Consider the following 21,905-nt stretch of genomic DNA (forward strand, 5'->3'; position numbering starts at 1 on the left):
GAAGAACACCATGGCATATGGAAACTCCTCCCGCGGCGGCCGCTCTGCATCCGGTCGCCCCCAGAACTCCCGCGGTGGCCGTCCCGGCGCTGCTCGTCCCGGTCAGGGCGGTAAGCCCGGTGCTAAGGGCGCATCCGCACGCGGCGGTCGCCCCGGCGCACCGAAGAGTGGCGCAGGCAAGGGCGGCGCAAAGGGCTTCGGCGAGAAGAAATTCGGTGACAAGAAGTTTGGCGAGAAGAAGTTCGGCGCAGGCCGCGCAGGTTCCGGCCGAGGCCGCGGTACCGAACTGCCCAAGCGCGAACGCCGCGCACCGGGCCGCCCCTACCGCTCCGGCGAAGCCTTCGCAAACGAGCGTGGCGAATACCGCGTCAGCAACTACGCTGGTCCGCACCGCCCCCGCCGCCCCCGCAACGCCCCGGTAGACCACTACGAGTTCTACGACCACGACGGCGTGCGCCTGCAGAAGCTGCTGGCTCAGGCCGGTGTGGCATCCCGCCGCGTCTGCGAAGAAATGATTACCGAAGGCCGCGTCACCGTCAACGGTGAAGTCGTGACCGAGCTGGGCGTGCGCGTGGACCCCTCCAAGGTGACCGTGCAGGTGGACGGCATGACCGTTCAGACCAACGACAAACTCGTCTACATGGCATTCAACAAGCCCGCCGGCGTGGTCTCCACCATGGAAGATCCCGAAGGTCGCCCCTGCATCTCTGACTTCCTGCGTTCCTCCATGAGCGAGCGCGTGTTCCACGTGGGCCGCCTGGACGTCGAAACTGAGGGTCTGCTGCTGCTGACCAACGACGGTGAACTGGCGAACCGCCTCACCCACCCCTCCTACGAGGTGCCCAAGACCTACCTGGTGCAGGTTCCCGGCCCGATGGAGCCCGGCGTCGGCGCAGCCATGAAGAAGGGCATTCGCCTGGAAGACGGCGTGACCCGCGTTGACGAGTTCAAGCTGGTGGACTCCACCCCCGGCCACGTGCTCGTTGAGGTGACCATCCACTCCGGTAAGAACCGCATCGTGCGCCGCCTCTTCGACGCCGTCGGCTACCCGGTTGAGCGCCTGGTCCGCGTCGAGATGGGCCCGATCCGTATTGGTTCGCAGAAGCAGGGTACCGTCCGTAACCTCTCCAAGGTCGAGATCGGTCACCTGCTCGCTTCGGTGGACATGTAATAACGCTAAGGAGTTGTCATGAGCTCGCCCGCTGAGCTTTCCGCATCTGAGCTGCCCATGGACTCAACACTGACCGGGCCGGTGCTCATTATCGGCTCGGGTCTGCTGGGTGCCTCCATTGGTTTGGGGTTGCGTGCGGCAGGATGCGAGGACGTGTACGTCCAAGATATTTCACCCACCGCCGAGGCTGTGGCGCAGGATATCGGTGCCGGTACAAGCATCTCCACACTGTCGGAGGAGGAGCGCGCCGCCCTCGCCCCGCAGCTGGTGGTGGTGGCTGCGCCTCCGGATAGTGCCGGTGCCGTGTGCGCTCGCGCGTTGAACACCTATGCGCCTCGACCGGAGGCGGGCTACCCCGGCGCCGTGGTGACGGATGTTGCCTCGGTGAAGGTGCAGCCGCTGGCTGATGTGCTTGCCTCGGGTGCGGATGCGTCCCGTTACGTGGGTTCGCATCCGATGGCTGGGCGTGAGAAGTCTGGCCCGGTGGCTGCTCGCGGTGAGCTGTTCCAGGCGCGTCCGTGGATTATCTGCGAGCACGATTCGGTTCGCCCCGAGTGTGTGCGTCTGGTGCGTTCTGTGGCGGTGGAGCTGGGTGCGATTGTGACTTCTCTGGGCGTTGAGGAGCATGATCAGACGGTCGCTCTGATTTCTCATGTGCCGCAGGCGATGAGTTCGCTGTTGGCTTCGCGTCTGCAGGACACTCCGCTGTATGCGCTGTCCCTGGCGGGTCAGGGTTTGCGCGATACGGTGCGTATTGCGGCTTCGGATCCGACGCTGTGGGTGCAGATTTTTGCGGCGAACGCTGACCCGATTGTGAAGACCCTCTACGGGGTGCGTGATGACCTGAACCGTCTCATCGCGACGCTGGAGAACCCGACGGCATCCGGCGCTCGCCTGGATTTGGCGCAGCTGATGAGCGAAGGCAACGCGGGTGTGAGCCGTATTCCGGGTAAGCACGGTACGGCGCCCGCCGCGTTCGCGAAGATGACGGTGCTGGTGGACGACACCCCCGGCACGCTGGCTCGTTTGCTTGCCGAGATTGGTGAGCTGGGCGCGAACCTTGAGGATTTGCGGCTGGAGCACTCAACGGGTGCCCCGGTGGGTATGGCTGAAATCTCGGTCAATCCGTCTATTCATGAGGCGCTGGTCCGCGATTTGTCGGCTCGCGGTTGGCGTGTTGTGAAGTAGAGTTAAAGCTGTATTTTCCGGCATAAAGTTTGAGACGAATTTGAAGGAGTGCTGATGCACGAGAACCCTAAACTGACGATTGCTATTGACGGTCCCTCCGGTTCCGGTAAGTCGTCTGTGTCTAAGGAAGTTGCGCGCCACTTTGGTCTGGCGTACCTGGACACCGGTGCAATGTACCGTGCCGCAACCTACCGTGTGCTGGAACTTGGCGTTGACCTGAACGACGCTGAGGCGATTGCGAAGGCTGTCGAGGAGATGCCCCTGGTGTTCGGTACGAACATTAAGGAAGAAGAGATTCTGATGGGCTCGGCCGATATCCGTGAGGAGATTCGTAGCGAGCGCATTTCTTCGGCTGTGTCTGCTGTGGCTTCGGTTCCGGCGGTTCGTGAGCACCTGATTGGCCTGCAGCGTTGGATGATTAACCACGCTATTAACGGCATGGTCGCTGAGGGCCGCGACATCACCACCGTGGTTGCTCCCGACGCTGATGCGCGCATCCTGCTGACTGCTTCTGAGGAGGTGCGCATGGCGCGCCGTGGCCTGGAGAATGCGGAGAAGTCCGGCGCTTCGGGTGACTTGAGCAAGCAGATTGCTGAGCGTGATGCGAAGGATTCGAAGGTCAATAACTTTATGGAAGCTGCCGAGGGCGTGACCCTGGTGGACAGCTCGAATCTTGATTTTAATGCGACGGTCTCTGCAGTGATTAACGCTGTGAATGACCAGTTGAAGGCGAAGCGCGCGGGTTAGGCCCCGCCGAAACGCTGGGGGAGTGGTGCATCCGCTCCCGATAAGACGTTGAGCCGCGCTCGCGTGCTGACCTACGGGTTGGGCGCGGGGCGGGTAGAGAAAGGAATGCGCATGGCTGAGGACGCTATCCGCGACGATTACGAAGAGAAGTACCTGGGCGGTGGCGAGGACGACGTTACCGAGCGCCTCGCTGAGATTGATGATGAGACCGCTGACCAGCGTGCTCAGGCTCTGCTTGAGGGTCTTGAGGATTACGACCTGGATGAAGAGGACCGCGCCCTGCTGGGCGCCTGGGGCTTCGACATTGAGGAAGAGGAAGAGCAGCTCGCTGACCCGGTAGTGGCGATTGTTGGCCGCCCGAACGTGGGTAAGTCGACCATCATTAACCGTATTCTGGGCCGCCGTGAAGCGGTGGTTGAGGATAAGCCGGGTGTGACTCGTGACCGCGTGTCTTATAAGGCTGAGTGGCTGGGTAAGAGCTTCACCCTGGTTGATACCGGTGGTTGGGAGTCTGACGCCCGCGGTATTGATGCTCAGGTTGCTGAGCAGGCTGAGATTGCTGTGGAGCAGGCCGATGTTGTGGTCCTGGTAGTTGACGCCCGCGTGGGCGTGACCGCTTCGGACGAGCAGATTGTGCGTATGCTGCGCCGCGTGAAGAAGCCGATCATTCTGATTGCTAACAAGATTGATGACGCTCACCTGGAGCCGGAGATTTATAACCTCTGGTCGCTGGGTATGGGTCAGCCGTTCCCGGTGTCGGGTCTGCACGGCCGCGGCCTGGCGGATGCCCTGGACGAGATCCTTGAGGTCATGCCGGAGCACTCGCAGTTCGCTCAGCCGGAGGCGCTGGGCGGCCCGCGTCGTGTGGCCCTGGTGGGTCGCCCGAACGTGGGTAAGTCCTCGCTGCTGAACAAGCTGGCGGGTTCTGAGCGTGCCGTGGTGAACGACCTGGCTGGTACGACTCGTGACCCGATTGACGAGATTATTGAGCTGGGCGGCTACCCCTGGCGTTTTGTGGATACCGCGGGTATTCGCCGTCGCCAGCACATGGCTAAGGGCGCGGAGTTCTACTCTTCGCTGCGTACCCAGACTGCTCTGGAGCGTTCTGAGGTTGCCGTGGTGCTGCTGGATGTTTCCGAGCCGATCTCTGAGCAGGATGTGCGCATCGTGCAGACCGTGATTGATTCGGGTCGCGCGATGGTTCTGGCGTTCAACAAGTGGGATACCCTCGATGAGGATCGCCGCTACATGCTCGAGCGTGAGATTGAGCGCGACCTGGCGCACGTGCAGTGGGCTCCTCGCGTGAACATTTCGGCGAAGACCGGCTGGCACAAGGACAAGCTGGTGCCCGCCCTGGAGCACTCGCTGGAGTCGTGGGATTCGCGCATCCCCACCGGTCGCCTGAACGCATTCCTCGGTGAGATTGTGGCCGCGCATCCGCACCCGCTGCGTGGTGGCAAGCAGCCGCGTATTCTCTTCGGTACTCAGGTATCTTCGCGCCCGCCGAAGTTCGTGCTGTTTACTACCGGCTTCTTGGATCCGGGTTACCGCCGCTTCATTATGCGTCGTCTGCGCGAGACTTTTGATTTCACGGGTACTCCGATTGAGATTTCGATGCGTGTGCGTGAGCGCCGCTCCCTGGGTGAGCGTCAGAGCGCGAAGGCTAAGAAGGGTAAGGGCGGCCGCCGCTAGTAGCGGGGTGTCTGCTTGATGCCGTGTTGCTGGGCTGGCCCCTTGCTAGGCTGGCTCTTGTTAGGTTTGGCCCCCGCGCGCTGGATTCTGTACGGAAAATCTGCAAGGAAATCCGTGAGGAAAAGATTTTTAAGATTTTTTCTAAAAATGGTGAATCTGGCTTGCGCGGGGGTTAAAAGCCCGGTATAGTTATTCGAGTGTTCAGGGGAAACCTTGAAAACAATATCGTGAATAACGAATCGGGTTGTGGCGCAGCTTGGTAGCGCACTTGACTGGGGGTCAAGGGGTCGCAGGTTCAAATCCTGTCAACCCGACAGATAAAGCTCCGGAAGGTTTTTCCTTCCGGAGCTTTTTTGTATGCCGTTTAGGGGTTTGCGGGGATTGATGGTGCGGGGCTGGGTTGTGTCGGTTTGAATGTTCCCGAGGCACTGCATGCTCTGGCAGGGCTTTGGCGGGCCCTTGTTCCCTTGTAATAGCGGGGGAGGGAGGCTGGGTAAGCCCTCAAACCGGGGTGGGCTTTAGGTTAGTGTGCAATTATGAGCTTCGATCTAAATGTTGGAATATGCCCGATTTTGTGGGTGTTCAGTGGTACATTGGGTACACAAGGAATCACGTTTTAGCGGTCAGAAATTTTAGCTTTGGCACTGAATTTCCCTTGACAAATCAAGGAATATTTAGGTTTCTGTGACTAAAACACGACTTCATACACACTGAATTTCATAGCCGCAAAACCAACATGAACCCAAGTGAAGGCATATATCCCCAGAGGATAGCGCCCATAACGCATAAAACAGCTAGGTGCACGCACCTGCAACACACGGCACACACGCCGCCACAAGCGTCGCTGGGAAGGTTTTACGGCACAACTCGATCCCGCCCCCGTGGGCGTGGAAAGGAACACAATAAACCATGTGGCAGCAAGTCTACGACCCGCTGAACTCGAGCGCACTCTCCGCACTCGTAGCAGCAGTCCCGATTATTTTCTTCCTTCTGGGCCTCACCGTCCTGAAGCTCAGCGGTATTAAATCTGCCGTTATCTCCCTCGTTCTAGCTCTCCTCATCGGTTGCGCTATCTTCGGTATGCCCGTCACTGCAGGTGCCGGCTCCATCCTCTACGGTTTCCTCTCGGGCATGTGGCCCATCGGCTGGATCGTTCTCATGGCAGTGTGGCTCTACCGCATTTCCGTGCGTTCCGGCGGCTTCGAAATCGTTCGTTCCTCCATCTCCTCCATCTCTACCGACCAGCGCATCCAGATGCTGCTGATTGCATTCTGCTTCGGCGGCTTCCTTGAAGGTGCTGCAGGCTTCGGTATCCCGATTGCTATCTGTGCTGCACTGCTCGTGTCCCTGGGCTTCAACCCGCTCAAGGCTGCAATGTTCGCTCTGATTGCTAACGTGAGCTCCGGCGCATATGGCGCTATCGGTATCCCCGTGACCACCGCAGCAACCCGCGGCGGCGTGGACCTGCACGGTCTGTCCATCGAAATGGTCCTGGTTATCCAGATCATGGCAGGCCTGATTCCCCTGGTGCTCGTCGCTATTCAGGACGGTCTGCGCGGTATCCGCGAAGTCGGTCTGGTAGCTCTCATGGTTGGCGTTATCTACTCCGGCGGCCAGTCCGTTCTGCTCGCAACCCTGGGTAACCCCGAGCTCGTTGACATCATCCCGCCGCTGCTGGCACTGGTCGCTCTGGCACTGGTCATGCAGAAGTGGCAGCCCAAGCACATCTTCCGCGAGCCCACCGCTCCCTCCCTGGAAGAAGTCCAGGCGCAGCAGAGCGTCAAGCACACCGGTGGCGAAATCCTCAAGGCTTGGAGCCCCTTCGTCTACCTGTCCGTCGTGATTCTGCTCTGGTCCACCGTTCTGAAGCCCCTCTTCGCTGCTAAGGGCGCGCTCGGCTTCACCAACATCTCCTTCCCCCTGCCCTGGCTGCACCAGAGCATCTCGCAGGCGGCACCGATTGTTGCAACCCCCAAGCCTATCGACGTGACCTACACCTGGAACATTGTGGGCGCATCCGGTACCGCAATTCTGGTGGCTACCATCATCACCATCCTGACCTCCTCCATCAGCTGGGGTGAGGCTATCGAGGAGCTCGGCGGCACCTGGAAGCAGCTGCAGACCCCGATCCTCATGATCTGCCTGGTCATGTCCGTTGCTAACGTCATGAACTACGCAGGTATGATTACCTCTATCGCGCTGGCTGTTGCCGCTGTGGGCGCAATCTTCCCGCTGCTGTCCCCGATCATCGGTTGGATTGGCGTGTTCGTGACCGGCTCTGTGGTGAACAACAACATCCTCTTCGCTGGCCTGCAGGCTACCACCGCACAGCAGATTGGCGTCAGCCAGACCCTGCTGGTTGCATCTAACACCGCCGGTGGTGTGATGGCGAAGATCGTGTCCCCGCAGTCCATCGCAATTGCAGCTGCTGCTGTGAACAGCGCAGGCGAGGAATCCAAGATTACCTCCATGGCAATCAAGTACAGTGCAGCTCTGCTGGCTATCACCTGTGTTTGGGTTTACGTCCTGTCCCTGGTCGGCCTGTAAACAGTGTGAGTACCTGATGCGTGTAACCTACCTTCTTTGAAGGTAAGGTGCCCGCGACACGGTTGAGCGAAAGCCCCTTCTACTTCGGTAGGAGGGGCTTTTGCGTTATCTAGGATTGCTAGGGAGGCGCAGTTGGTGGTTCGAAGGGGAGCGGTGAGGAGCGAATACCAAGGAGTGTAAATATGCACATAAATATCGTTTGTGCACACTTAAGGTTATCCTATCCTGAACTCCACTAGGAGACCTGCTAGCTTAGACAGATAAAGTCATGAGCACCTAGTTAGCGGGAATAATCCCGCTTTCTTTCAGTTAAAACCAGGGAACAACTTCAGCCCCTGAGAACTGATGACCATAACGCTTCACCGATGGGCCACTCCGCCACATAGCGGAGGAACCCATCGGTTTTATGCGGCCTAGCGCTTCCATACAGCACGGGAGCCGTATCGGAAGAAGCGACCGCTAATACACACAGACCGAAAGGAACACCCGCCCCAATGTGGCAGCAAACCTACGACCCGCTGAACTCACCGGTGCTCTCCGCACTGGTTGCCGCAGCGCCCATCGTCCTCTTCCTGCTGGGCCTGACCGTCCTGAAACTCAGCGGCCTCAAATCAGCACTGCTGACCCTCGTCACCACCCTCATCATCGGTTGTGCCATCTTCGGCCTGCCCATCACCGCAGGTGCCGGTTCCATCCTCTCCGGCTTCCTCTCGGGCGCATGGCCCATCGGCTGGATCGTGCTCATGGCGGTGTGGCTCTACCGCATCGCCGTACGCGCCGGTAACTTCGACATCGTGCGTTCCTCCGTCTCCTCCATCTCGAATGACCAGCGCATCCAGGTGCTGCTGATCGCATTCTGCTTCGGCGGCTTCATCGAAGGCGCAGCAGGCTTCGGCATCCCGATCGCTATCTCTGCGGCACTGCTGGTATCCCTGGGCTTCAACCCCCTCAAGGCATCCATGCTGGCGTTGGTAGCTAACGCCGCGTCCGGCGCATACGGTGCTATCGGTATCCCCGTGACCACCGCAGCTAAGGTCGGCGGCCTGGACACCGCACACCTGTCCGCAGGCATGGTTCCGGTACTGCAGATCTTCGTCGCCTTCGTGCCGCTGCTGATGGTCGCAATCCAGGACGGTCTGCGCGGCATCCGCGAAGTCGGCCTGGTCGCACTCATGACCGGCGTCATCTTCTCCGGCGGTCAGGTGGCTATCCTGATGCTGCTCGGCTCGCCCGAACTGGTCGACATCATCCCGCCGCTGCTGTCCCTGGTAGCCCTGGCACTCGTGATGCAGAAGTGGCAGCCCAAGCACATCTACCGCGAACCCACCGCACCCAGCCTTGAAGAAGCCCAGGCTCAGCAGAACGTCAAGCACACCGGCGGCGAGATCGTTAAGGCGTGGAGCCCCTTCATCTTCCTCTCCGCAACCATCCTGCTCTGGTCCACCGCGCTCAAGCCCGTGTTCGCAACCACCGGGCCGCTCGGTGCTGCAACCCTGGCATTCCCCATCCCCGGCATTCACGAAGCCATCACCACCGGTGCCGGCAAGACCGTGACCGCGATGTTCTCCTGGAACACCCTGGGCGCATCCGGCACCGCAATTCTGGTAGCGGCACTCATCACCATCCTGACCTCGAATATCAGCTGGGGTGAAGCCTTCGAAGAACTCGGCGGCACCTGGAACCAGCTGAAGATGCCGATCCTCATGATCTGCCTGGTCATGTCCGTCGCAAACGTCATGAACTATGCCGGTATGACCACCTCCATCGCTCTGGCGCTCGCGGCAGCCGGCCCGGTCTTCCCGCTGCTGTCCCCGATTATCGGTTGGATTGGTGTGTTTGTGACCGGCTCCGTGACGAACGCTAACGTGCTCTTTGCGGGCCTGCAGTCCACCACCGCAGCCCAGATCGCTGTTGACCCGACCCTGCTCGTGGCCGCAAACACCGCCGGTGGCGTGATGGGTAAGATTGTTTCCCCGCAGTCCATTGCGATTGCGGCGGCGGCTGTGAACAGCGCCGGCGAGGAATCGAAGATCACCTCCATGTCCATTAAGTACAGCGCTATTCTGCTGGGCCTGGTCTGTGCGTGGTCCTTCGCTCTGTCACTCATGGCTGGCTAAAGACCGATACCGGATTCGGCGTAACCCCGCGTAGAAACCCCTCGATGAGAACCCTGCAATTTTCTCTGCAGACGACGAATCGAGGGGTTTTATGCATATTCAGGGAAGTTCCGATAAGCCCGGAAGAAGCGTAGAATTACTTCTTGTGCTTGCTCCTGCATGATTCTGAACATCACCACAGGTTGTGCTCCAGAATAAAGAACGGGCAGGTGCCTAATAGAACACCTACTGCTTAAGGAGAAACAATGCAGGCACTCGCAACGGTCACCACCGTTTTTGCCTTCGTAGCAATCGCTATTCACGTGTACATCTGGATCATCGAGTCCTTCCTCTGGACTAAGCCCAAGGGTCGCGAAACCTTCGGAATGACCGAAGAATTTGCCGAGTCCACCAAGGAGATGGCAGCAAACCAGGGTCTGTACAACCTGATGCTCGCCTGGATCGCCGCAACCGGTCTACTTGCCTTCTGGTTCGGCTCCCCGCAGGTGGGCGTGGCGCTCATGTTCGCAGGCCTGGGTTCCATGGCGATTGCAGGTATCTACCTGTTCCTCACCTCCCCGGCAAAGCGTAAGCCGGCGCTGATCCAGCTGACCCCGCCGCTGCTGTCCCTGATTTTCCTCTTCGTGATGATCTAACCCTGTGACAATCTAATTCAGAGCGGAACCTCTCAACGTATAGAAGCCGCGTGCTTACTCCACTGAAGTAACACGCGGCTTTTCTGCGCCCTTGGACGCGAGTACGCCAAGCGAGGGGAGCTTAGGCGAAGAGACTCGAACAGCCGCGCCGATGCGAACCCACCAGGTGAGCGTCCACCATGCCGATCGCACACATGAGTGCGTAGGCGGTCACCGGCCCCAAGAATACTCCACCTAATGCCTTAAAAGATTTGGCAAGAAGCGCGGACTCAGCGGTATCGGTCGGAATATCCTCCAAAGTATGCGGAGTGATAGTCTCGCTGGGCGCGAAAGACCACAGCCACGCCGGTAGCCCGCCCGGTATGCGCGTGCCGTCAGATAGGGTGCGCTCACGCATCCGGTCCAAGTCTTCGCGGCTTAGCGTCCGAATTCGACGGCGGCGAGTGTTTGCCGCCTCGGTGCTATCCTCTTTGGCCGGGGTAGAAGAGAGGGCGATAAGAGGAAGGCGAATATCCTCCGTGGAGGCGTCACGGGGCGTTGCGGCAAGCTCACGCATCCGAAGGGTCAGGCGTGCGTTGGAAATGACCGCGCGAATCTTCCGCTCGTTACGGATAATATCTTCGTCCTGGAGAAGCCGGGCAACGTCCTGGTCGGTGAACGCTGCTACGCGTTCGGGGTCGAACCCCTCGAAAGCGCGACGGAATGCCTCACGGCGGGCAAGAATAGTTCGCCAGGAGAGCCCCACCTGGAAAGCTTCGAGGCTTAGGGCTTCGAAGAGTTCACGCTCGTCGGTGATGGGCATGCCCCACTCGGTGTCGTAGTAATCGCGCAGAAGCTCATCGGTCACCCACGTGGGGTAGCTCGGGGTGTTTTCGAGGGGGTCGGCGGGAATAGTAGGTTGCGAGGTCACGGTTTCTCCTCTCTGAGAAGTCTGTATCTGATTCGAAGTCTTAGGAATCATGTTCTACTTAAACACTAACCCCAACGTGAAATAATCGCAACTATATTCGATTTTGTGTCGTGTTGTAGGGCAAAGAAACTGAAAACAGGTACGAAAAAGGGCGGGATACGCACCCGATGCATACCCCACCCTGTCATGAGCTTCGAAGACTAGCCGGTAGGCGCTAGAAGAGCCGCGCCTCCCGCACCTCTTCCGGCTCCTCCAAATCGAGGAGGAACTGCTTACGCTCGACACCACCGGCGTAGCCGGTCAGGCTACCGTCAGCACCAATAACGCGGTGACAAGGGATCATGATAGAAACCTTATTGCGGCCGACCGCCTGACCCACCGCCTGCGCCGGAGCGCCCGGCCCAACCGCACGCGAAATCTCGCCGTAGGTCGTGGTGTACCCGGCAGGAACAGTCTTCAGATGCTCCCACACAATCAGCTGAAAATCGGTGCCCTCAGGATCTAGGGGTAACGTAAAAGAAGTGCGCTTGCGCTCAAAGTACTCGGAAAGCTCTGCCTCAGCGCGAGACAGCAACTGCGCCGCAGCATACTCGCCGGTAGGCTCTTCGTCTTCCGCCGTGCCGTGCTCCCGCAGATAGGTTCCGGGATTCTCAATCAGCTCACCGAGCTCATGGGGGAGCGGAAAATGCGCCTGATCCTCGTACCAGATGCCCACAACCGCATCCGCGCGGGCGGCAATGTAGAGCACGCCGATGGGGCTCGAGTAGCGAGTGTACCAGCGCGTGAACGCTTCCGGCGGCTGCGGCGAATCGGTCGCTTTGGTCATGCTCTTCCTTGTTGGCTCGTGGGCGTGTACTGCAGATGGTATTAGGGGCAAATATCCCTTTCAACCATCATAGGGGAGGGGCGCCTCCGTACCGTACCCGCAGCGGGTTTTGTCTATAACTGACCGCAATGTATGAGATATATGCGCCACCGTTTGTACCGCCGTTGAAATATCTCAGGATACCCGCCAATTTTGCTTGAGCCCGAAGAGCTGGCATTCTGTGAAGTACACACCGATACACCGCAATTCAATACTCCGGCTTCTCCACCCCGCACCGGGTGGGGGTGACCTGTGTTTCTCGTGCCTTACCGATGGGTTCAACGATGACTGAAATTGCAAGGAGAAACATGGAAGACCTGAAAGATATCCGCCGGCAGCTCAAGGAAAACCCGCAGAGCCGAGAGCTCAATAACCGTTACGCGCAGGCGTGCCTCGACATCGCGAAAGAATATACCGTTATGTCCCAGGGGCATATCTATATTTGTGCGCCCTCTGATTTGGAAGCCGTGCAGTACGTTATCGCCAAGATTCCTGATGCTTCGCTTCTAGACGGCGAAACCTTAGAAGAATACAAACGCCTGAAGAGAGCCGTTACCCAAGCTCGTATGAATAGAGGTAACCCCGGTAGCAAGATGGGCAATTACTATGCCTTGATCCTTTTTATCGTGATGCCTTTGATGGGTGCGCCAATCCTTATGCTGTGGGAGTTAAGCGCACTTAGCACCTCAGACCACAACCGCAACCCGAGCATCCTCATCTACCTGATTCCTGTCGCTCTCATTACCGCGGCGCTCCTCTGGATAGGATGGCTTGTTGAAAGAATCCCCGGCTGGAAATATAACGCTCTTGTAGTTCAAGAGAACGAAAAGGCAGAACTAGCCAAAGCCGAAGCTGCAGCGCGTCGAAGTGCTGAATCAACCGTTGAGAAATAATCGTTGGTTTGGACTCTGAACCGTGATTTTAATGTAAATGTGCCGCCTCACTGATACCGGTGAGGCGGCACATTTACGCTGTATAGGGGGTAGTGAAGCTTGCTACTTAGCGGCTGCGCTGTCAGAATTACGCGCGGTCAGCGTTGCCCTCCGTGTGGTGCAGGTGCGGCAGGTGGGTTGAGTGCAGGTCGTGACCGAGCACATCGTGCGCATCCGGGTCCTCGTTCGGGAGCACATGCGAGTACTTTGAGTAGTAGCGGTACAGCGCGTAGATACCAATCACAGTCAGCACGATAGCAATACCCAGCGCCCACGGCACAGCGGCGGCAGAATACATAACGGAGAAGAGCACCAACAGCCAGGAGAGAGCAGCTGCAAGAACCGAAATGTTCATAGCAATAATTGCAAGCTTGCGGCGACGGACATCAACCATAATCGGTGCGGGAAACCCGCTCCCTCCTTCCAACGGAGCCTCTCTCCGTTCTCACGACCACCGGAAGGTGCCAGATGCGTAACTAACCGCCATCTTCGGTGGTCAGAATAGAATCAATAAGCCTATATATCTATGATACGGCGCTTGAAGTAGACATCAAAGGTTTACAAACACCATTAGAGCAACCCCACATAACAGGTGAACGGGTATCTCAACAAGGGGCATAAAACCAGTGATTTTTACAGCGAGAACTGCAACACGAAAAGCGAACCCCACTCATCGTTAACGCAGAGAACCCAGTAACAAGAGATAAAAGTCCGTCCGCCGCGGTACGTGAAGCACCACGGCGGACGGGAGCGTAAATAAAGTATCAGCGCGAACCGTCGGCTCCTGTCAGGACAGCGCATGAATATGTCGCGTACGCGTCCTGTGCGGTATTGACACCTCACGAACAATACCGCGCCAGGTGATCGGCGGAAGATACCAAATTTACAAAAACCAACGGTACCCCAGCACTAATTTTTGTAGAAATTACGCCGCAATAAACGCTGAATTGAGCGTCATAAAACAGCGAAAAGCCCCGGCTGCTTCAACCCCATAGCGGGGGAGAAGTAGCCGGAGCTTCGCTAGTACGCGGGCTGTGCCGTTAGGCAACGGGTGCTGCGATTAGGCGGTCGGAACGTCCTCGTCAACCCACTCGAGGGTGCGGGAGACAGCCTTCTTCCACAGGCGGTACTGGCGGTCAACCTCTGCGGGCTCCATGGAGGGTAGCCAGCGCTTATCTTCAACCCAGTTGTCCACAACGTCCTGCTCGCCGGTCCAGAAACCAACAGCGATACCTGCAGCGTATGCTGCGCCCAGAGCGGTGGTCTCAACAACCTTCGGGCGGATCACGGGAACGCCGAGGATGTCAGCCTGGAACTGCATTAGGAACTCGTTAGCGGTCATGCCGCCGTCCACGCGCAGCTCGGAGAGCTCAACACCGGAGTCAGCGTTCATTGCGTCCAGAACCTCGCGGGTCTGGAATGCGGTTGCCTCCAGTGCCGCACGCACGATGTGTGCACGGTTCACGTAGCGGGTCAGACCAACGATGACGCCGCGAGCGTCGGAACGCCAGTGAGGTGCGAACAGGCCGGAGAATGCGGGAACAACGTAGCAGCCGCCGGAGTCCTTGACGGAGGTCGCCAGTTCCTCAGACTCTGCAGCGTGCTCAATCATGCGCAGGTTGTCGCGCAGCCACTGGATTAGGGAGCCGCTCATTGCGACCGAGCCTTCCAGAGCGTAGACGGGTGCTGCATCGCCAATCTTGTATGCGACGGTGGTCAGCAGACCGTTGTTGGAGAAGACGGGCTCGTTGCCGGTGTTCATGAGCATGAAGTTACCGGTACCGTAGGTGTTCTTCGCCATGCCCTTCTCGAAGCAAGCCTGACCGAAGGTTGCAGCCTGCTGGTCACCGAGGATACCCGCGATGGGGGTGCCGCTGAGCAGACCGGTTGCGCGGCCGAAGCCGTACACCTCGGAGGAGGACTTGATTTCGGGCAGCATGCTCATGGGGATACCCATGTCTGCAGCAATCTGCGGATCCCATTCGAGGGTGCGGATGTTCATCAGCAGGGTACGGGACGCGTTGGTTACGTCGGTGACGTGAACACCGCCGTCAACACCACCGGTCAGGTTCCAGACCAGCCAGGTGTCGGTGTTGCCGAAGAGCAGGTCGCCGCGCTCTGCGCGCTCGCGTGCGCCTTCAACGTTGTCCAGGATCCACTTGATCTTGGGGCCGGAGAAGTAGGTGGAGAGGTTCAGGCCGACGATGTCGTGGTACTTGCCAACACCCTCTTCGCCTGCGAGCTCTTCAACGATTTCCTGGGTGCGGGTGTCCTGCCAGACGATTGCGTTGTAGACGGGCTCACCGGTGTTCTTGTCCCACACGACGGTGGTTTCGCGCTGGTTGGTGATGCCGACTGCAGCGATTTCGTGGTGGTTGACTTCGCCGTTTGCCATAGCCATTGCTACGACCTTACGGACGTTCTGCCAAATTTCGGTTGCGTTGTGCTCGACCCAGCCGGCCTTGGGGAAGATCTGCTCGTGCTCGAGCTGGCCCTGAGCCACGTTTTCGCCCGCCTTGTTGAACAGGATTGCGCGGGAGCTGGTGGTGCCCTGGTCGATGGAGAGGATGTACTTGCGTTCGACGTTGAGGGTTGCGGAGTGCAGAGAAGTCGTCATTGATTTTTCCTTAGAACAAAAGAACGGGGGTATTAGAGAGGTTTAGAGGGGCAGAACTGCCGGAACGATCAGGCCTGCGAGGATAGCGCCGATGATTGGGCCAACAACCGGAACCCAAGCGTAAGACCAGTTGGAACCGGTCTTACCGGGGATAGGCAGGAAGGTGTAGGCGATACGGGGGCCGAGGTCACGTGCGGGGTTGATAGCGTAACCGGTTGCGCCACCAAGGCTCATACCGATAGAAACAACGACCAGGGCAACAGCCAAGGGGCCAATCTGGGCGGGGGTCTTACCGGATGCGATGATCCAGCCAATCAGGACGAAGGTGCCGATAATCTCGGTGAGCAAGTTCCAGCCGTAGGACTTGATGGCGGGGCCGGTTGCGAAGATGCCGAGGCGGTCGCCTGGGTCCTCATCGAAGTGCTTCTTGTAAGTCAGGTAGGCTGCGGTTGCACCAGCCATTGCGCCGAGCATCTGAGCGACGATGTACAGGGTGATGTTCAGTGGGGTTGCGGGAACGCCAGTTGCCAGGTCGCGGCCTGCAGTTGCCAGGCCAACGGTCACAGCGGGGCTCAGATGTGCACCGGAGTGGAAGGAGAGGTATACGGCGGTGAACACTGCCAGACCCCAACCGAAGGTGATAACAACCCAGCCTGCGTCCTTAGCATAGGACTTCTTGAGGGTCACTGCGGCGCATACGCCGGCACCGAGCAGAATCAGGATGAAGGTGCCGAAGAACTCGGAAAGTACAAAACCAAGAGTGGTGGGGGCACCGGATGCATCCACGAGTGCGGATGAGCCGGCTGCAAGTACAGTTCCTGCGGAAGCAAGAAGAGACATTGATGCTCCTTGAAGACGAAGCGTCTGGAAGGCAAGCGAACCGATGCTTGTTTGTTCCTGTGCCGTCCTCCCCGCAATGCGGTTTTGGGGGCACAACGCTGTGCTGAAATGTGTAGCGGATTGCTACGAAAAATTGATAGATGTTTTTGGATGAGAAGCAGATCGTACCAGTGGGTTAACCCTGTATTTAGCTCGCTGCTTCTTATGCAGGGGATTATCGTAAACGGTTATTTAACCTCTCGTCCACCCCTCACCGAAAATATGAGATAACCCATGCTCGGTGAGGGGCGAACGGTCGGTTCGTACCGGATAACCGGTCACGAAAGGTGCGTGGAATCTCTAAGGATTAGAGCTTTACGCGGGGTGCCACGGGGGTGACAGCCTCAATCTTTGCCGATGCCTCAGCGTCGGTGGAAGTGGACTCTGCCTCGCGGATAGCCTGTACGCGTGCGGTGTAGAGGTCGAGTTCCTCCTTGACCTTCTTGTCGTCCCAGCCGAGCTCGGCACGCAGGATGTCGAGGATCTCGTCTGCTGCTGCCAGGCCGCGGTCGCGCTGCTCAAGGTCGAGGCGTACGCGGCGGACCAGAACGTCCTCCAGGTGCAGTGCACCTTCGTAGCGGACAGCGAAGACGACGTCTGCACGCAGGAACTGGGGTGCCTTAGCCAGGGGAGCACCGAGGGAGGGGTCAGCGTCGATGAGAGCGCCGAGGTCCTCAATCTGCGCGCCGTAACGCTCGAGCAGGTGGGTGATACGGTCCTCATCCCAGCCGTAACGCTCTGCGTAGCGTGCACGGTTAGCAGCGATTGCGTGGTAGCCGTCTGCACCGACCAGGCCGATGGTTGCGGTTACGGAGGGGTTCTGCTTAGCCTGCTCGCCCAGCGCGAAGTCGACAGCGTCGGCAGCCATGACACGGTAGGTGGTGAGCTTGCCGCCTGCGATGGCGCTCATGCCGGGTGCAACCTCGGTCACGGTGTGCTCGCGGGAAACCTTGGTGGATGCTGCGCCGTCCTTGACCTTGGGCTGCAGCAGCGGGCGCAGGCCGGTGTAGGTGCCGATGATATCCTCGCGGGTCAGCGGGTTAGCGATCAGCTTGTTAGCCTGCATCAGCACGTAGTCGATGTCCTTGCTGGTTGCGACGGGGCGCTCGCGGTCCTCGGAGTAGGGGGTGTCGGTGGTGCCGATGATCCAGTAACGCTGCCAGGGGATGATGAAGAGAACGGACTTCTCAGTCTTGGTGAAGATACCGCTGGTTGCGTTGATGCGGTCGCGGGGAACCACGATGTGGATACCCTTGGAAGCCAGAACCTCCAGGCCTGCATCGGGGTTAGCCAGGGACTCAGACTCTTCGGTCCACACGCCGGTTGCGTTGATGACGTGCTTTGCGCGCACGTGCAGGCGCTCGCCGGTTTCCAGGTCTGCCAGCTCTGCGCCGATGACGCGGCCGGATGCGTCCTTGGTGAAGCCGACAACCTGGGTGCGGGATGCAGCCAGTGCGCCGTAGCCTGCAGCGGTGCGGACGACGTCGATGACGAGGCGTGCGTCGTCAACGCGTGCGTCGTAGAACTGGATTGCGCCGCTGAATGCGGAGTCCTTGATGTCGGGGAAGACGGTCTTGGTGCCGGCCTTGGTGAAGTGACGCTGGGAGGGGACGCCCTTGTTGCCGCGGGAGCCGAGGAATGCCAGGGTGTCGTACATGCCGATGCCGATTGCGGAGTATGCGCGCTCGATGACGGGCATCTTCAGGGGCCACAGGAAGGGCTGTGCGTGCACGAGGTGGGGTGCAATCTTGTTCAGCAGCAGGCCGCGCTCGGTGAGAGCTTCGGTCACGAGCTTGAAGTCGAGGTTGTAGAGGTAGCGCAGGCCGCCGTGAACGAGCTTGGAGGACCATGCACTGGTGCCTGCAGCCCAGTCACCTGCTTCGACGATACCGGTGCGCAGACCGCGGGTTGCTGCGTCGAGGGCAATACCTGCACCGGTAATGCCGCCGCCCACAACCAGGATGTCGAGTTCTTCGTTGACCATGCTCTTGAGTGCCTTGGCGCGGGACTCAGCGGTCAGCTGGGACTGCTGTGCAATGTGCTGGGAGCTCATGTAGTGCTCTTTCTTGTCGTGCCGCGTGCGCGGCGTGGGGTTTCATCTTGCAAATAGTAAAACCCAATGGTGAAATAATAACCAAGTAGTTTGAACGGATTTTCACTGGGGGTCTGGGGTCGATGAACGAACGCGCTAACCACACTTACGAGGCGGCACAGCTGTACTACATCCACAACATGACGATGGACGCTATCGCGGCTCGTCTGGGGGTTTCTCGAGCCACTGTGTCGCGTCTGCTTAAAAGTGCTCGTGAGAGCGGCATGGTGCAGATCCGTCTAGATGATTCCTTCCGTGCCCGCAGCGAGCTTGAGCGCCGCATCGGTGAGCGCTATAAGGTGCGCGTTACTCTCGTGAATGTCCGTTCGGACGCCACCCCCATCGCCCGCATGAGCCAGGTATCCCGTACTGCGGCGGCTCTACTTGATTCCCTGATTGATAATGGAACGAGCCTGGGTGTGGCGTGGGGTTCAACGATGACCGAGATTTCTCGTCATCTGCCGCGCCGCCCTCTGAAGGGCGTGACTGTGGTGCAGATGAATGGTGCCGGTAACGCGCACCATTCGGGCATTCCGTACCTGGGTTCCCTGCTGGGGCAGTTGGTGAATGCCTATGATGCGCAGACTATCCATTTTCCGGTTCCCGCGTTCTTTGACTATGCGGACACGAAGACCGCCATGTGGCGTGAGCGTAGCGTGCAGAAGAATCTGCATGCCCAGCAGAATGTTGACCTCGCTATTTTTGGCGTGGGTGCTTTTGGTGGACCTATTCCTTCTCACGTGTATTCGGGTGGCTATTTTGAGGTGCAGGAGCAGCGTCAGTTGCGTGAGCTGGGCGTTGTGGGGGATATGTGCACGATTCTTCTGCGTGAGGACGGCTCGTGGGCTGATCTTGAGTTGAATAAGCGTGCGTCCGGTCCGACTCCGAAGGAGCTTGCCCGCATTCCGCGCCGTATTTGCGTTGCGTCCGGTACTCACCGTGTGCGTGCTTTGCGCGGCGCGTTGCGTACGGGCGCAATTACTGACTTGGTTCTTGATGATGCCCTGGCAAAGGCGCTCATGGAGAAATAGCTAAAAATAATCGCCGCGGGTATGAGAGTCCGTGGTGATGGGGTAAAGGGGCGCCTTGAATCTGAAAGGTAGTGCTTGAGAGCTTTCCAGGTGAAGATCTCAAGCGTCGCCTGAACAATGTTTCAAGGTGTCCTTTAGTGTCGTCAAAAACTGCTTTCTGACCCTACAATGTGAAACGTTTGCGCATGTGAAAGCGCATATTTGTGCACTCCATTGAAGGTGTGCGCCACTCACCGTTAGAAAGAACCAACCATGACCCCCACCTATAACGCCCAGGCGAATCCGCACCTGGGCGCTCCCGGCATTACCACCATGCACGGTGATGCCCAGTCTTCCGACGCTACTCCTCTTGCCGGCCCCGGCGCCGGTGACTGGAAGATTACCGGCACGAAGCTCGGCGGCGCCTGCCCGACGATTCTTGCCGGACGTGACGGCTTCATTCAGGTGCTCTGCACCCAGGTCTTCGCCCACGGCGAGTTCATCACCCCGAAGCTCTCTATCCTTGACCCGCATACCGGCCGCGAGCTCTCCCACCTGGACATCCCGAAGGGCGCGCTGCTCGGTGGTGTGTACGCCTACCTTGACGCGCAGGACCGCATGGTTCTGGTGGATGGCTCTCAGTGCCTGCTGCGCCTCTCCCACTCTGCTGACGGACGCAGCATCCGCGTTGATGAGCGTATTGACCTGAGCCGCATGCTCGCCCAGAGTGCCAATGACGCTGTGGTTGGTCTGGTGCCCGACTGGTCCGGTCGCATTTGGGTTGCGACGAAGAACGGCTACATCGCGGTGATTGATTCTGCCCGCGGCACGATTCGCTCGATGCGCCTGAATAAGGCGTCGATTGCGGGTGAGCGTATTGATAACTCGATTTCGGCGTGCCCGCAGGGCGTGAGCGTGGTGACTTCTCACGCTATTTATATGCTGAACGCTACTGCAACCGGCGCGCCCACCCTCAAATGGTGGCATGCGTACGACCGCGGTAGCGCCCGCAAGCCGGGTAAGCTCGCGTGGGGTTCCGGTGCCTCCCCGACGTTCTTTGGCCCGAACGGTTCGGATTACGTGATGCTGACCGATAACTCTGATATTCAGGAGTCGGTCATTGTGTACCGCACTGATAACGGTGCGAAGGTCGGTAGCGCCGGCCTGTTTACTGCCGGTACCTCTGGCACTGAGAACTCCATGATCGGTGTGGGTAACACGATGGTCGGTGCAAGCACCTACGGCTACCCCTACCCGAAGTACCCTGAGGGCGCCGGCCCGTCGGTTCCTGCGAATGCGCTTTTTGCCCCCGGTATGGAGCGTTGGGATATTACCAACCGTGGTCTGCGTAAGATTTGGGACCGTAAGGACGTGTACTCTTCGGCTGTTCCTCGTTACTCCACTGCTGACGGTCTGATTTACACCTGTGAGCGTCGCCGCGGTCCGGCTGGTTTGGCGAATGGCGCCTACGCGTGGGCGGTCGCGCTGGACATGGAAACCGGTAAGACGATGCATGAGCAGCGCCTGCCTCAGCATGTGAGCCTGTTGCTTGGCGGTGGTGACACCCTGCAGATGGTGGGCACGATTGACCGTTACGGCACCTGGTGGCAGGGCACGATTAGTGGCGTGTACCGTATCGCGAAGGCTTAGGGGAGTAGAAAATGACTAAGAATAATCTGATGAATGCTTCTCGCCGTACCGCGTTGAAGGTTGCGGGCGCTTCGGCTGCCCTGGTGGCTGGCGGCGTGAGCGCTGCGGAGGCGGCAACTCGTTCGGGTGGTAAGCGCGCTCGCGTGACCCCGGTGACCCAGCGCCCTGGCGGGCAGCGTGGCGGGCAGCGCGGTGGCCAGCGTGGTCAGCATGGCGGCGCGGCGAGCTCTGCGCTGGTGCAGGTGCCGATGCGATATAACGAGTCGTGCATCCGCCTGGAGTTGAAGGCGGCTACCGGCGTGCAGGCTGTGTCTATGCAGAGCCAGCCGGCGCGTACTGTTGCTTTCCGGAATCTGCCGACTCGTCTGAGCATTATTAATGAGGGCAATTCGACCCTGCCGGTGGGTACTCGCCTGATGGTGCGTGCTCGCGCGCAGGATCCGAAGACTGGTTTGTTGCTGAATCCTGCGGTGACTCTTCGCGTTACTTCGGGTCAGGCTGTGTTGCCTTCGGGCAACTTGGGCGCTTCGGCTCTGGTGGCTCCGGTGGATGCTCTGAATCTTGATGCGGTGCGCCGTAGCGAACAGACCGGTCAGGCTGGTTCCGGCAGTGAGAATGTTCTGGAGTTGCGTACTGCTATTCCTCGCGGTCACCGTCTGGATGTTCAGCTGAATTATCAGGTGGCTTCGGGCGTTGCCGGTTCTGCATTGAAGCAGGTTCATGTGAGCGCTGTGCTGGATATGGCGGCGGCTGGTTTGTCCTCTTCGTTCTATGAGGTGCAGAGCCCTGCTGTGGTGGCTTCGCTGAACTAGCAGTTGAACTGGCGCTTGTGGAGAATGGGCGCGGCGGGGGA

The 21,905-nt window shown here is 59.0% G+C and carries 17 protein-coding genes and 1 tRNA gene; 12 read left to right on the forward strand and 6 right to left on the reverse strand.

The window, feature by feature from the left end; all coding sequences use genetic code 11:
- Positions 1–10 precede the first annotated feature (10 nt).
- The 8 genes from RWL87_RS03975 (at position 11) to RWL87_RS04010 (ending at position 10,097) form a co-directional block, all read left to right on the forward strand.
- Positions 11–1,171: a pseudouridine synthase gene (locus RWL87_RS03975; protein ID WP_005507699.1), complete on the forward strand. Its 1,161-nt coding sequence runs from the start codon at positions 11–13 to the stop codon at positions 1,169–1,171.
- An 18-nt stretch (positions 1,172–1,189) separates the two neighbouring features.
- Positions 1,190–2,359 (forward strand): prephenate dehydrogenase, encoded by a 1,170-nt coding sequence (locus RWL87_RS03980; RefSeq protein ID WP_298699644.1) that lies wholly within the window; start codon positions 1,190–1,192, stop codon positions 2,357–2,359.
- Between the two features lie 54 nt (positions 2,360–2,413).
- Positions 2,414–3,106: a (d)CMP kinase gene (gene cmk / locus RWL87_RS03985; protein WP_313968994.1), complete on the forward strand. Its 693-nt coding sequence runs from the start codon at positions 2,414–2,416 to the stop codon at positions 3,104–3,106.
- Positions 3,107–3,217: 111 nt separating this feature from the next.
- Complete coding sequence (gene der / locus RWL87_RS03990; protein ID WP_049361980.1) at positions 3,218–4,798, forward strand: ribosome biogenesis GTPase Der; 1,581 nt, start codon at positions 3,218–3,220, stop codon at positions 4,796–4,798.
- Between the two features lie 240 nt (positions 4,799–5,038).
- A tRNA-Pro gene (locus RWL87_RS03995) sits at positions 5,039–5,112 on the forward strand.
- A gap of 595 nt (positions 5,113–5,707) precedes the next feature.
- A complete protein-coding gene (locus RWL87_RS04000) occupies positions 5,708–7,345 on the forward strand; it encodes an L-lactate permease (RefSeq protein WP_313968995.1) in 1,638 nt (545 codons plus the stop codon).
- A gap of 494 nt (positions 7,346–7,839) precedes the next feature.
- On the forward strand, positions 7,840–9,462 hold the full coding sequence (locus RWL87_RS04005; RefSeq protein WP_313968996.1) for an L-lactate permease: 1,623 nt from the start codon (positions 7,840–7,842) through the stop codon (positions 9,460–9,462).
- Positions 9,463–9,707: 245 nt separating this feature from the next.
- Positions 9,708–10,097, forward strand: coding sequence for a DUF1304 domain-containing protein (locus RWL87_RS04010; protein ID WP_313968997.1), 390 nt, complete (start codon positions 9,708–9,710; stop codon positions 10,095–10,097).
- A gap of 121 nt (positions 10,098–10,218) precedes the next feature.
- On the opposite strand, the gene RWL87_RS04015 is transcribed toward RWL87_RS04010, so the two are convergent.
- Positions 10,219–11,007, reverse strand: a complete 789-nt coding sequence (locus RWL87_RS04015) for a DNA-3-methyladenine glycosylase I (protein ID WP_311450479.1) — start codon at positions 11,005–11,007, stop codon at positions 10,219–10,221.
- 214 nt (positions 11,008–11,221) lie between these two features.
- Positions 11,222–11,833 carry a methylated-DNA--[protein]-cysteine S-methyltransferase gene (locus RWL87_RS04020; RefSeq protein WP_311648061.1) on the reverse strand — a complete coding sequence of 204 codons (612 nt, stop codon included), beginning with the start codon at positions 11,831–11,833 and terminating at the stop codon, positions 11,222–11,224.
- Positions 11,834–12,156: 323 nt separating this feature from the next.
- Between RWL87_RS04020 and RWL87_RS04025 the strand changes: the two genes are divergently transcribed.
- The gene (locus tag RWL87_RS04025) at positions 12,157–12,765 is read left to right on the forward strand and encodes a hypothetical protein (RefSeq protein ID WP_311648059.1); all 609 of its coding nucleotides are present in this window, start codon (positions 12,157–12,159) and stop codon (positions 12,763–12,765) included.
- Between the two features lie 127 nt (positions 12,766–12,892).
- Here RWL87_RS04025 and RWL87_RS04030 read toward each other — a convergent pair whose 3' ends face one another.
- The 4 genes from RWL87_RS04030 to RWL87_RS04045 all read right to left on the reverse strand — a co-directional run bounded on the left by RWL87_RS04030 (position 12,893) and on the right by RWL87_RS04045 (position 18,353).
- Entirely contained in the window at positions 12,893–13,198 is a 306-nt protein-coding gene (locus tag RWL87_RS04030; protein ID WP_311648057.1) for an N-acyl-D-glutamate deacylase, read from the reverse strand.
- A gap of 666 nt (positions 13,199–13,864) precedes the next feature.
- Entirely contained in the window at positions 13,865–15,421 is a 1,557-nt protein-coding gene (glpK, locus tag RWL87_RS04035; protein WP_070629538.1) for a glycerol kinase GlpK, read from the reverse strand.
- Between the two features lie 42 nt (positions 15,422–15,463).
- Positions 15,464–16,261 carry an MIP/aquaporin family protein gene (locus RWL87_RS04040; protein WP_005507711.1) on the reverse strand — a complete coding sequence of 266 codons (798 nt, stop codon included), beginning with the start codon at positions 16,259–16,261 and terminating at the stop codon, positions 15,464–15,466.
- Between the two features lie 346 nt (positions 16,262–16,607).
- Positions 16,608–18,353, reverse strand: coding sequence for a glycerol-3-phosphate dehydrogenase/oxidase (locus RWL87_RS04045; protein WP_313968998.1), 1,746 nt, complete (start codon positions 18,351–18,353; stop codon positions 16,608–16,610).
- Between the two features lie 122 nt (positions 18,354–18,475).
- Between RWL87_RS04045 and RWL87_RS04050 the strand changes: the two genes are divergently transcribed.
- From RWL87_RS04050 to RWL87_RS04060, 3 genes are all read left to right on the forward strand, one after another.
- A complete protein-coding gene (locus RWL87_RS04050) occupies positions 18,476–19,423 on the forward strand; it encodes a sugar-binding transcriptional regulator (RefSeq protein WP_049359844.1) in 948 nt (315 codons plus the stop codon).
- A 252-nt stretch (positions 19,424–19,675) separates the two neighbouring features.
- Positions 19,676–21,052, forward strand: a complete 1,377-nt coding sequence (locus tag RWL87_RS04055; protein WP_049326872.1) for a hypothetical protein — start codon at positions 19,676–19,678, stop codon at positions 21,050–21,052.
- Positions 21,053–21,063: 11 nt separating this feature from the next.
- Positions 21,064–21,864, forward strand: coding sequence for a transcriptional initiation protein Tat (locus RWL87_RS04060; RefSeq protein ID WP_313968999.1), 801 nt, complete (start codon positions 21,064–21,066; stop codon positions 21,862–21,864).
- Positions 21,865–21,905 lie beyond the last annotated feature (41 nt).

Source organism: uncultured Rothia sp., from assembly GCF_963555405.1.
Classification (GTDB): domain Bacteria; phylum Actinomycetota; class Actinomycetes; order Actinomycetales; family Micrococcaceae; genus Rothia.